Source organism: Alteromonas sp. OM2203 (assembly GCF_048517045.1).
In the GTDB taxonomy this organism is placed as follows: Bacteria; Pseudomonadota; Gammaproteobacteria; order Enterobacterales; family Alteromonadaceae; genus Alteromonas; species Alteromonas gracilis.
Genome location: NZ_CP183210.1, coordinates 212,700 through 224,967 on the forward strand (window position 1 = coordinate 212,700; position 12,268 = coordinate 224,967).

A 12,268-nucleotide genomic window follows, 5' to 3' on the forward strand; every position below is an offset into this window, starting at 1 on the left:
ACGTCTCGTGTAGATGTAGAGTAGTATTTGTTTTGTCACTATTGGTCAGTGACATGAGCTCTTTCACTTATGCATCTACCGTTGACCGTGAGAGACTAGAAAATATAACGCTGACTTCAACATCACTGAGTCAAAGCTTAGCGCTAATTGCAGAAAAGTTCGGTGTTGGTTATATCGCATCGCCCTCCCTGATTAAAGAAGTAATGTCGCCTGCTATGTCTGGCAGATATACGCTTGAAACCGCGATACAAAAAGTGCTGGACGGAACAGGACTAACTTATAGCATTACGAGTAGTGGGGTAGTCATTCGAAAGCCTGAAAGTATAATCGACGAAACCGTTATAGAAGAAATAAACGTTAACGGAATTCGGGGCTCTCTAAACCTGTCTAGACAAGAAAAGCGCAACGAGAAACAGGTCACAGATGTTATCGTCGCTCAAGACATTTCAAGATACCCAGACAGAAATCTTGCAGAATCGATGCAACGAATTCCAGGAATGAGCATAACGAGGGAAGCAGGTGAGGGTCGGCAGGTGGTGCTTCGAGGTTTAGACCCCGACTTTACCTTAGTTACGATTAATGGGATGCCTGTACTTTCAAACAATGACTCTCCTATGGATAGCAGGACTCAGAGAGATAGAGATCGTTCCTTTGACCTCAACTTGTTTACTTCAGAACTTTTTAACCAAATTAAAGTTTTTAAAAGCTACTCTGTAGGGCAACCAAGCGGCGGCGTAGCTGGTATTGCTGCTTTAACCACAGCAAAACCTTTCGATTCACCAGGACTACATTGGAACGTTTCTCATCAAGTCGATACGAACCAATATGCTGAAGGTCTTTCAAACCGTTCTTCATTTACTCTGTCTTCAACCGACCAGCATTGGGGCATGTTGATTTCTGCAGCCTACGGACAGAGGTCGTATCAAGAGCAAGGCGCAAATACCTTTAGATGGAGGCGACTTGCTCCCGAAGGGGCGAATGTCTCTGACTTAGAGCCAGAGTTGGTTGAAGCTTGGCAGAATCAAGAAATCAGGATTCCAAGGGGAAATCGTTATTCTGTGTGGCGAGGAGACATGGACCGCCTAGGAATCGGGGCGACTATAGAGTATCAAACTGACCCTAGTCACTTCACAATCGACTGGATCTACGGCCGACTCGATAGCCAACGACAAGAGAATCACCTTTACCCACGGGGTTTTCAGTCTACGCCAATTATCGAGGGCAAAACTTTTTTAGCTGATGCAGAGGTTAACTCAAAGAACGAACTCGTTTATGCGGATTACCGAAATGCTCGTGTTGGAACAGAAAGCCGTCATCAGGAGGTATCAACACAGTTTCAACAAACCGTGCTGAACTTTGAGCATAGACTGTCGAGCAGTCTTGTATTTGATGGCGTGCTAGGTATGCAAAGTGCTAGTTATAGAATGCCTCAGAGTATTCGAGCTTACATGAGAGGAGAAAGTGATGTTTCTGTCGACTACAGAGGCGATTATTACTTTCCTGATATAAAATATAGTGCGGAGTTGACTCAACCCGATATGTGGCAAATGAACGAACTCGACTCTGAGCAGTTTATCTCTACCTCTGATTTTACTTACGCGAAAGGTCAAGTACAGGTAAGTACAAGCCATCGAAGCAGCTGGGAGCTGGGTTTGGAATTCGTGCAGTTTGAAAATACGGCCAAATATACGGATATTCAAAACATCCTAAAAGAACGCTGGTCATCTACACGAGAGTCAGTACCTCAAAGCACAGCCTATGTTTTTGATAGTCATCAGCATTTAAATTGGTTAGCCCTTAGACCAGAAGAGGTATTCTCTTTTTACAACAAACCTTCTTCGGTGGATTCACTGTTATTTTCTTATGCTCCCGATAGAGTTATTGACAACCTGATAAAAGAAAAAAGAGCGTCTTTCTTTACTCAATACTCTGTCGAAGGTCGTGATTGGACATTCGATGCGGGACTACGAGCAGAGCGTGATGCGTCTTCTGTTTCGGTATTTCAGTCTAGTCTTAGAAATCGCTATGACTTAAGCAATATTGCGTTTCTCCCCTCAATACAATTTAATTACAGAAAAGGTGAGCAAGTAGTTAAAGTTGGAATGAGCAGAACGATAGGCCACCAAGAATTGGATACTTTGACAAGAACTATTCAGCTTATCGAAAACGAAAATGTATTCATTCTTCCCAATGATAGGCTTAAGCCTGTAAGTGCTTACAATCTCGATCTAAGCTTCGAAGCCTATCCGGGAGAAACCGATAGATACTCAGCTAATATATTTGGTAAATGGATAAAAAACAGTTTAGCTTCCAATAGACAACGCTTGCTTTTAAGTGACGTAGCTAGCAATTATCCTGAATTATTCTCTAGTGATTTTGAACGTGTCTACATAGATGTTGTAAAGCCAACGAACCAAGGTACTTATTTTTTATATGGCGTAGAAGGGAGTGCGCAATTAGAGTGGTCATTGGGCGACTATATGTCGCGCCTTAACGTATTTCACTTTGGGATAGTGGCAAATGCTAGTTATACATTTGGAAATGTTCAGTATTACAACACTAATACTGGTGACCGCATAGATAAAAAGACTGCGCCTTATCTTTCTCCACTATTGGCCAATCTTACCGCCTATCTTGAGGGATACGCATTGAGCCTAAGGCTCTCAGCCACCTATCGCGATGAGTATATTGCAAGAGTAGATGGAGGAACCTTAGTTGATGAAGATGAGACAGGATTTCTATCAACGCTATATATGGATGCGGTTGTAGCTTATCAAATATCGGACAGTGTAGAGCTAAGGATTGAAGCAACTAATCTCACTGATGAACGAGAAATTCAATACTCCGATTCTACTTATCGTCCATACAACACTACGGTAAGTGGTCGTAATTACTCTGTTGCCATTTCTTATCGCTATTAAAAGCTCGAAGGGCTTATTTCTATGGGCCCTTCGAGCACATCTATTTACATTGAATAAGTAAAACCTAAGTAAAAGGTTCTTCCACTTACCGTTGTGTTGTACAAACGGTCATCCGAATCGCTGTATTGCTCTTCGCGCTCATCAGAAAGGTTGATTCCTTCTAGTGTCACCTTGAGATAATCATTTACATTATAAAATGCTGAGAAGTCCCAGTAAGTGGTGCCGTGAAAGCCCGCCTCATCTTGGTCACTGCTCGACGTTTCAACCTGCGTTAGGTAATCATCACGATAGGCTGCAGAAACGCGCATTCCCCAATTATCAGTCTCGTAATACACTGTTGCATTGTAGATATTTTCAGACAATCCATAAAAGGGGCGGTAAACTTCCACACTTTCACCGTCGACTAAAACATTGTGTAAAGACTCGCCATCAGAATAGGTATAGTTAACAATAGCGCCAAGATTATCGAACGGTGCCGGCAGAAAATCGAAATCACGCTGGAACGCTATTTCCCAGCCTGAAAAGTCGCTTTTTGCTAGATTTTGAGGCTGTGAGAAGGTGTACAGCGTATCTGGCGTTTGCGCATTTCCATTTTCGTCTACCATGCCTTCAATTAACGAAAGCGGATATCCTGTATCACCATAGGCTATTGGAGATACATTAGTAGCGATAAAATTATCAATCTCTTTTTGGAAGTAAGTTATAGAGGCATAGCCGACTTCATCAAAGTAGTACTCAACAGCTGCCTCCATATTGATTGTTTCAAAAGGCTGAAGGCCAGGATTACCCGCATTGATACTCAAACCACTTGAACCAAATAATGGGTCAGTATTTACCGTACCTGATACAGATAAGCTTCCCAATGTAGGTCGCGTTACGTTTTTCCCTGCGCTCGCTCTTAGTACAAGGCTCTCAGTGGCATACCATGCAACATTTAGCGTGGGCAACAGTCCATCATAGTCCCTCTCTACAGTGACGTATTCACTACCATTCACTATGCCGCTAGATTGAATATCGGTATCAAAATAGCGTAAACCAAAACTAGCTCTCAGCTCAGAATCAGGCAATAGAATGTCATATTCATATGTCGCGTATAGCGCCATGGTCTCTTCTATGACTTCATTAGGCGCATCGCTATATTCTATGTCGCGGTCAACATTGAATTCGTTTAGCACAGCCCCAACGTCCGTACTTAGCCAATCTTGTTTTTTGTGAATTGAGTTTACATAAACAAATTCAGGGTTAATCACATCGCTTACTTCGCCGCTTTGCCATTCACTTCTTAGTGCATTGCCGACCTGTTCTCTGTTGTTGCTGTGTTCGAACTTCTTAAAGGAGCCACCAAATTTCAAAGACGCGTTATCAGACAGCAAGTAATCCGCATCAAGCTTAGCGATATCAAAGCTATTTTCTACTTCATCCTCTTCAAGGTCTATCTCGTGATAACGGAACTCATTGATATCTGTTGGGTCGAATCCGTTGATGTAGGAATTGGTACCGTAAAAGCGGTCTTCTCTGAAATCTATGGTCATGTCCGCGAAAGATTCTAAGTAGACTTTTGCACTATTACTTTCGTATTCACTTTGCATATGGCCGAGTAGGCCTGAAATTGTAAGTGCATCGGTCACACGCCACTGAGTGCTCAACACCAACTGTGAAATGTCTGTTGTTGCTTGTTGATCGCGACTTTCTGAGTGCAGCGCGGTATTTTCCCATGACGAATATATAACTTCGTTGTTTTGGTTATATTCTATGTCAATCAAACTAGAACAAAAATTGCGCGCACCGTCATAATCCGCACCTGTGCAGCCAAGTGCCGTAGAACTAGAGCCTCTGCTTTGTAAGTGAAACTCTCCGCGATCGTTATCAAGTGTGCCGTATAGCGCATCAAGACCAAGTGAAAATGCATCAGACGGTCTGTATTGGAGCGCTAACGTAGCGCCAACCCTGGTTTGTTCACTATTAAATTGGGAGTATCTACTGCCTCGTGAGAAACGCAGGTTGCCGCTATTTACGGCATCTTGATCTGTTTGTGATAGTGAAGATATATCTGTGCCTTGGGCGTTGCGAGGTCGCCAACGATAGGTGTTATAACCTTGTTCAGCCGTATCACGCTTGCTAAGTGCTAGTGAGACAAGAGCGCCGAAATCACCCCATGTGTTTGAAACTAAGGCTGCGACTCTAGGGGCTACGTCGTCTGTTAACGAATTATTGCCTGCTTGCGCACTAATTACACTTTTGAAGCCATCATAATCAAATGGCTTTGCGGTATAGAGCTTGACGGTGCCGCCTATGCCGCCTTCATCCATTTCTGCAGAGTAACTCTTCTGAACGTCAATTTGGTTAAATAGCTCGGACGCAAAAATGTTAAAGTCGAAAGAGCGAGATAGGTTAGTTGTACCTCTACTATCCATTGCAGATGAAGATGTACCCAGTGCTTCCATGCCATTTAATTGCACTTGAGTAAAATCTGCATTTAGGCCTCGCAGAGATATCTGCCTTCCTTCACCGGCTTCACGGGTTATGGTTACGCCTGGTATTCTTTGAATAGACTCCGCTAAATTGAGGCTTGGGAAGTCAGCAATATCTTCAGCAAGGATTGAATCTTGCGAACTTAGCGCGTCCTTTTTTAAATCTTTAGCTTTTATCAGCGAGCCACGAAAACCACTCACTACAATTTGTTCTATCATTTCATCTTCAGTCTGCTGTGCTAGCGCAGTAAATTGCGTCATGTAGGTGGCTGATAGGACAGCTGTAGCTAAGAGTGTTTTTTTGAAGTTAGTATGCATGGTTTTACCTTTTAATTGATTAAATTTTGATGTGTAACAGCGTTAAATCTTTTCAAGCAATCATTCTCGAAAGACACTGAATGACTGCGATTAGTGGATTGAGGAGACTGCTTATAGAAATCACTAGAGATGAACTGAGCCCCACTCGCAAAAGCCGCATCTCTTTGCTCTCGCAAACTTTCTGTCGTAGCCGATAAATCAGCATCTGCGCGTGTTCTCACTAGAAAACCATCTTTGACTAGCGCTTGAATTTCTTTTTGATTTTTAACTGGATCATTTCGAATGAATATTGCGGCAGCGTCGGAATTTCTGGGTACAGAGAGAAACATGCTTTTCTTTTGAAGGGTTGAACCCTGTTGAAGATATATCTCTTTTTGCTCTTCATTAGCATCGAATAAAAATAAGAACTTACCTCGAAGTGCCTCAACACTTGGCCAGCCAGTCTCCGCTATTGCTGCCCTTAACGTGTGGTACTTACCCCGAACGCGATCTGGAGTAACTAACTTACCCCCAAATAAACGCGCAATTTCATTGTCTAAGCGTTTATAATCTGAAAAGGAGAAAGTGGCGGGAGCCGCTTTGCTAACAAACGTTGGCTGAGATTCTTTCACATTCAAAAGAACGGTAATGGGGAAATGGTTAGGGTTCGCTTCTGACCACTCTAGAAGTTGCCTTGCACAAAGCTGCATGGTCGAACAGTGCGTCATTACATCGACGTGTGGAATATGTAGAACCTTAAACCCAGGTTCTGCCAAAATTTGACGTTCGCTCTTTGTAAACCAATTGCCATTAGAAAGCGTTTCTATTTCTGGCGTGTCATATTGATATCCATTTGGATCGTTAACCACATCAATTTCAATTTGACGAATTCCTAAATTCAACTGTTCTACAAGTGAAGGGTGACTATAAGAAATCTTCTTTAAAAGTTCAGGTGACGTACCTGCTAAGAATTGCTCTGCCTCTGGTGGAAGCGCTTTTTTGTAGCTATTGTGAGAACCAATAATTTGATACTGGTCCAGTGATTTCGCGCAAGATATAGCGCTAAAAACCAAAGTTAAAGAAAGTAAGAAATAACGCATAGGTACACATTCAAAGACTATTTTTAAGGGTAGAGCGGTGTTGTTTGAAAAAGGGGACAGGAAATTTTTGCGAAGCGCTAAACTTCACAAAAGTGTAATACTCCAAAACGTTTTAAATTAGTTTGTGTGAACCACTGTCCCCACTGAGTGCAAAGCGCAGTTATTACTATTAGGACTTGCTGAATAGGACTGCGTAATGGGTAAAAATGAAAAGAGAGCGAAAGAAATAAGAGTATGTGACGCTAGCATATTGAATGTAATGTCTGGCGCGTTGCTAGTTATTTGTTACTCCTTTTCACTTATTTCTACTAGTATCGTTGCCCAAAACGAAATTCCGCCGGTAAAAATCGCCTTTATAGCAGATATCCATCTTCACGCACCTGAAGCCGCGGCAGCAAGGCTTCCCAAAAATGCCCTGCCAAAAGACCCTGTAAGCCATGCTCCAATATTACTCAGAAGCATGCGGGCTCAATTAGGTTCTACTCGACTGTTTAATGAAAATATTATGGTGTTTAAAGAAGCGCTTGATGATGTGGTAGAAAGAAATATCAAGTTAGTAGCGTTACCAGGTGACTTTACAGACGACGGTCAGCCAGTAAATATCCTAGCATTAAAGGAAATACTAGACGAATACCGACATAAGCACGGACTACGGTTCTTCGCTATCAACGGAAACCACGACCCAGTCAGGCCTTTCACGCAACCAGGTGGTAAACGCGACTTTATAAATCGTGAAGGTGCAGAAATCAGTGTTATGAGCCCATCACATCAAGAGTGTATGTCTGGGAAAAGTGATTTTTGCTCAGAACTACTTAAAGAGTGGGGGTATAAAGAGATTGCACAATCACTATCTGAACATGGTTTCTTACCATCGCCTGAAGACAAGTTGTTCGAAACGCCATTTAATACAGTGGATTTAGAAGAGCGCCACTGGCAATGGTGTGACACGGAAGAGTTTTGTGTGGACATGCCTGATATGAGCTATTTGGTCGAGCCGGTGAAAGGCCTTTGGCTCTTGGCGATAGATGCCAATGTCTACAGGCCGAAAGGTAGCTTGAAGGACAAGCAGTTTTATGGGTCGAGCAATGCTGGCTACAATGCGCTAGTAAAGTACAAGCCAAAACTGTTGGATTGGATTAAAGATGTTGTTGTGCGTGCTAAAAAGCAGAACAAAAAATTAGTCAGTTTTAGCCATTTTCCTATGGCTGAATTCTCAGACCAACAAACACAAAGTATTGCTGAGCTACTTGGCGAAAATTCACTGCAAATGTCACGTCAACCCAGTGAAGATACTACAGCTGTGCTAGCGGCAACAGGTTTGAAGCTGCATCTTGGTGGTCACATGCATCTTTTTGATGTAAGCCAATCTTCAAAGCACGGTTTAACAAATGTTCAAGTACCATCTCTAGCTGCTTACCAGCCTGGCTATTCAATTGTGACGATTAATACAGAGGGGCATTCACTAGTAGAGACAGTCATCGTTCGTGAGGTTAAGAATTTTTCAAAATGGTTTTCGATTTACGAAAAGGAGTGGGGCTTTCTTCATAGAAGTCAGCAAGCCACGTGGGACAACAGTATTTTGTCGTCAAAAAATCATTTGGATTTCACCGACCAGCATTTACAGCAAGTGGTCAACGGTAGATATTTAGATGAGTGGCCTTCAGACTTGGTAGAGCAACTCTCGTCAAATACGGTAAAAGAGATCGTTGACCTCTGTCATTGCGCTCCAAGTGTCAAGAGTATGGAAAATAGTAGTGAGCTTAATGCGACGAACCTTGTTATAGATTTCTACAGAGCGAGAAATGCGGGAAGTTTTGCCCATTTAGCTTTACCCAGTAACTTCTATGACCAACTTTCGCTTTGCTTAAAAAGCCAATTTCCACAAAGTACATCACAAACTTTAGACGACAGCGATGCTCTCAAAAAAGCATTGGTCTTAATAACTAACACGATCTTGTCGTCGCGTGAGGACAAGGCTGCCGTTAGTCTCGTGTTATGACTAATTTAGCTAAGCAAAGCTAAAATACAGAGTGTAAGTTGAAGAGCTAGTTTTCTAATATAAGCGATTTAAATCGGTGGCTGCCGGGTATAGCTTGTCCATGTGAGGGTTAAATGAGAAGGCCAGCTCTAAAAACACTGTGCCTTCGATAGCTTAATGGGTCAAAGCAGTTAGAGGTACTTGCTCCACTTGTCTAAATTTAAAAATGTATTGTTAGTTTTATTAATGTTTTTAGTATCGCGGCCTTCATAGCTGCGATGCACAATCCCCCACGTAGTAGTGGTTCCTTCTCTCGCGCTACCGGTAACGCCTCTAATTTCATTATTTCTTATAGTGTTTGTTCCTTGAACGCCATTAAGCGCAATGCCTTCAAAAGCGTCGGCATAAGCATTGAAATTAGCTTTGCTGGTTGAAGTTTGGCCTGCAACCACATCTCCCAGTTTGTTTATTTCGTTGTGTTCAATCATTACATTGTTCGTGGTTTCAAGGCTGATTGCGCGCATGGCGTTATCGATAGTGTTATCTAGAATCTTCACGTTTGTAGCTTGCCAGCCTGGATAAACACTTTTTGTGCTGAGCCCAACTACGACATCTTCCAGTACGTTATTACGCATAACTATGTTGTCAGCCCCTCTTTTTGACGTAAAACCATCAAACGCGCGCTCTACATAGTTGTCATGAATGGTGAAGTGGTCGCCAAACTGACCCTTATCCCCGCCGGCTGATAAATAAACCGCGGCGTCCCGAACCCCATAAAAATTGTTATATCTTATCGTCGCTTTCAGTGCGCCTGTCATCAAAATGCCACTGTCACCACCCGCTTTGTAGAAAGGGTCACTATTGTTGCGCGTGCCGTAAAAATTAATATATTCGATGACGAGTTCATTTAGTTTATGGTAGTTGGTTGTATTTACGACACCTCGGATAGAGAGTGCATCGGCAGTTTTGTCTTTACCTTCCCGTCCTGCAGGCGTTAAGCGTGTGATAGGTACAACAGTCGATACTTTAGCGCGGGACATATCGAAATCACCGCCTTTCCAAGTAAAGTCAGCAAGCTGACCTTTGTTCTCACAAACGTTGTCATTACTTTTCGTGTCGAAACTAAACAAGTCACCATCTAAATCAGCCTTTGCGATAAAACGCGCGGCCGTGGCATCTACTATTAAGTCTTTCCGTAACGTTACGGTTATACCTTTGAGAATGGTTTTTCCATCTGATGCATCTTTATCGCTACCAATATAGTAAGTACCAGTCAATCTAAGTGGCTTGCCGGTATTCGTCGCTTGCTGTAACGCGTTTTGCAGCTTAGAAGCCTTACCGTTTGGATTTGCTGGGGTACTGCTGCAGTCTGCCGCGAGCCCCTGACCAGCAAAAATCATAGCGCCGCATGCTGTTAATAGTCGTAACGAGGTTTTTATATTTCTTTTCACATTTATTTCCTGATTTTACACCAAAATAGATAAACACTATTGAGGTTCTAAAAGGTCATACATAGCACTTCCAGCAAGCAAAAAGGCACCCACGCCAAATAGCTGAGAGTCATTTTTTGTTACTACATCGGGCTTTTCATTGACTCCCTGTACCCACCCAAATTTTCCATCAGGATGTACGGCTGAAGAAAGTACCTTCCATCCTTTTTTTACGTTAGGTAGATATGTGTTTCTATCTAGTAAGCCACTATTAATTCCCCATGCAATTCCATAAGTGAAAAAGGCCGTTCCACTGGTTTCTGGCTCAGCATACTTTTCTCCTGCCAGCAGTGACATAGGCCAAGCGCCATCTTGTTTTTGCAGCTCTACGATAGCTAATGTGAGCTCTTCGTAGAGCGACTCATAATAAGAACGGTATTGGTGATCGCGAGGGAGGTTTTCCAAAACATGTACAACGCCTGCGTATACCCAGCCCATTCCTCTAGACCAGAAAACTTGTTCACCAAACTTCCCCTGTTTGTCAAAATAACGAGAATCTCGGAAAAGTAATTTGGATTTCGGATCTTGTAGATAGGCAATGGTTGCTTGGAACTCTTTGTGAGCGTAATCAGCGTATTTTGGATCGCCTGTAATAGCGGAAAGTTCGAATAGTACGGGCGGCCCCATAAACAAGGCGTCAGCCCAACACCATCTCCATTGGCAGTTGTGTACGTTATCTTTATTTCTGCCAGCGACGAACTCGAGGCTATTGTCTGGCGCTTTCTCAATGAGCCAGTCAAACGTATCTTTTACTGGCGCAAGCGCTTCTTCGTTTTTATGTCTGCGATAATACCAAAGGTTGGTTTGCCCAATAACATGGTCGTCGGCAAAGTATTTAACTTTACCCATTTTCCAGTTGTGAGCATTACCCACGTACCCGATCCAAGTTTCGTAAAAGGGGTTCTCTGATCGTTCGGCAAGTTTAGTGAGGCCCTTATAGAAAGCGCCTTGAATCCATCGTCCATACGCTTCAGAACCAGCTCGAGCACGGCCGACATGAGTCATATGTTGAGTGCGCGCAACTTGCCAATTTGCGACTTTTTCCATTTGTGCCATTACGTGTTCTTGTGTTGGCAATTGAGGAGCGTTGTTGCTCGATGCAAAGACAAACATCGGAAGGCATGCTAATGTAAGGATGATTTTTTTTCTGCAAGGCTTTCTTAGACTGTTTAGTAGAACTTTCATTAATCTTCCTTTTCAGATGGAACATAGCCTAATGGCATAATTTCGATGCTCTTGAATTGTACGGTACTATTTTCTGCTTGAATGGCGATGAAACCACTATGCATGGTTGTGTCACCATACAGCGATATAAGGTTTTGATGTTTCTCGTCCAAAGTGGGGTTACTGTAGGAAAGAACTTCCTTTCCATTAATAGCGTGAGCAATCAGCTCACTTCCTTGAACCGTAATTTCAATGTCTACCCATTGGTCGCCTGGAAATGTTGCTGAAGCTGATAAAACGCAATGCTTAGTAATTTTCACCCCATCGATATAGATATGACTGCCTGGCGTGCACACGTTACCGGTGGGTCGAACATCATTGTCCCCATTAGCACCTAAAAGCTGAACTTCCAAACTCACTGGGAAACGTTGCTCTTTCGTCATGGACGATGGAGGTTGGGCGTGGATCATAAATCCGTTATTTTTCCATGCGTTTTTATAACCCGGTAGCTGTTGTTCTAGAAAACGGTAGGTCGCCCGCAACTTATAATACGAATAAGGCGTTTGATAGAATAAATGCCCGAATTCGAAATCGAACTTGTCGTATTGGTCGTAATTCGTAGTCAGATAACCATTTTGGACACGAAATGTGTTTTTGTAATTTACACCTAAATCGTGGCCAGCAAACTTGGGTATCCAGCCATCTAAATTTTTCCCGTTAAATATTGGGATCCATTGATCTTTTGGTTGTGGGTCAAGGTCACTCGCGTGAAGATCAGCTGAAGCAACCAGGCCCATTAGAATTACGCACGTTTTGCCAAATAATCTTAATAACTTGATCATTGTTT

7 protein-coding genes are annotated in these 12,268 nt (G+C 42.7%); 2 read left to right on the forward strand and 5 right to left on the reverse strand.

Annotated features, from left to right (window positions below; genetic code table 11):
• Nucleotides 1–53 precede the first annotated feature (53 nt).
• Entirely contained in the window at nucleotides 54–2,921 is a 2,868-nt protein-coding gene (locus ACM0P2_RS20755) for a TonB-dependent receptor (RefSeq protein ID WP_419227743.1), read from the forward strand.
• Nucleotides 2,922–2,965: 44 nt separating this feature from the next.
• Here the strand turns inward: ACM0P2_RS20755 and ACM0P2_RS20760 are convergent, their stop codons facing one another.
• Together ACM0P2_RS20760 and ACM0P2_RS20765 are read right to left on the reverse strand one after the other, a co-directional pair.
• Nucleotides 2,966–5,710, reverse strand: coding sequence for a TonB-dependent receptor (locus tag ACM0P2_RS20760; RefSeq protein WP_159119912.1), 2,745 nt, complete (start codon nucleotides 5,708–5,710; stop codon nucleotides 2,966–2,968).
• Nucleotides 5,711–5,721: 11 nt separating this feature from the next.
• On the reverse strand, nucleotides 5,722–6,789 hold the full coding sequence (locus ACM0P2_RS20765; protein WP_419227744.1) for a Ca2+-dependent phosphoinositide-specific phospholipase C: 1,068 nt from the start codon (nucleotides 6,787–6,789) through the stop codon (nucleotides 5,722–5,724).
• A gap of 196 nt (nucleotides 6,790–6,985) precedes the next feature.
• On the opposite strand from ACM0P2_RS20765, the gene ACM0P2_RS20770 reads away from it, so the two are divergent.
• Nucleotides 6,986–8,788 (forward strand): metallophosphoesterase family protein, encoded by a 1,803-nt coding sequence (locus tag ACM0P2_RS20770; RefSeq protein WP_159119910.1) that lies wholly within the window; start codon nucleotides 6,986–6,988, stop codon nucleotides 8,786–8,788.
• 170 nt (nucleotides 8,789–8,958) lie between these two features.
• On the opposite strand, the gene ACM0P2_RS20775 is transcribed toward ACM0P2_RS20770, so the two are convergent.
• Genes ACM0P2_RS20775 through ACM0P2_RS20785 form a run of 3 tightly spaced genes read right to left on the reverse strand, consistent with a single transcriptional unit; the run spans nucleotide 8,959 to nucleotide 12,263 of the window.
• Entirely contained in the window at nucleotides 8,959–10,218 is a 1,260-nt protein-coding gene (locus ACM0P2_RS20775) for a right-handed parallel beta-helix repeat-containing protein (RefSeq protein ID WP_159119909.1), read from the reverse strand.
• A 36-nt stretch (nucleotides 10,219–10,254) separates the two neighbouring features.
• Entirely contained in the window at nucleotides 10,255–11,442 is a 1,188-nt protein-coding gene (locus ACM0P2_RS20780; RefSeq protein ID WP_419227745.1) for a glycoside hydrolase family 88/105 protein, read from the reverse strand.
• Nucleotides 11,442–12,263, reverse strand: a complete 822-nt coding sequence (locus tag ACM0P2_RS20785) for a 3-keto-disaccharide hydrolase (RefSeq protein ID WP_419227746.1) — start codon at nucleotides 12,261–12,263, stop codon at nucleotides 11,442–11,444. Before ACM0P2_RS20785 ends, ACM0P2_RS20780 begins: the two co-directional genes overlap by 1 nt.
• Nucleotides 12,264–12,268 lie beyond the last annotated feature (5 nt).

Bases quoted from the DNA above. Each gene is read 5' to 3' on its own strand.
- ACM0P2_RS20755 (WP_419227743.1), top strand. From the start codon at position 54: ATGAGCTCTTTCACTTATGCATCTACCGTTGACCGTGAGAGACTAGAA.
- ACM0P2_RS20765 (WP_419227744.1), bottom strand. From the start codon at position 6,789: ATGCGTTATTTCTTACTTTCTTTAACTTTGGTTTTTAGCGCTATATCT.
- ACM0P2_RS20760 (WP_159119912.1), bottom strand. From the start codon at position 5,710: ATGCATACTAACTTCAAAAAAACACTCTTAGCTACAGCTGTCCTATCA.
- ACM0P2_RS20785 (WP_419227746.1), bottom strand. From the start codon at position 12,263: ATGATCAAGTTATTAAGATTATTTGGCAAAACGTGCGTAATTCTAATG.
- ACM0P2_RS20770 (WP_159119910.1), top strand. From the start codon at position 6,986: ATGGGTAAAAATGAAAAGAGAGCGAAAGAAATAAGAGTATGTGACGCT.
- ACM0P2_RS20780 (WP_419227745.1), bottom strand. From the start codon at position 11,442: ATGAAAGTTCTACTAAACAGTCTAAGAAAGCCTTGCAGAAAAAAAATC.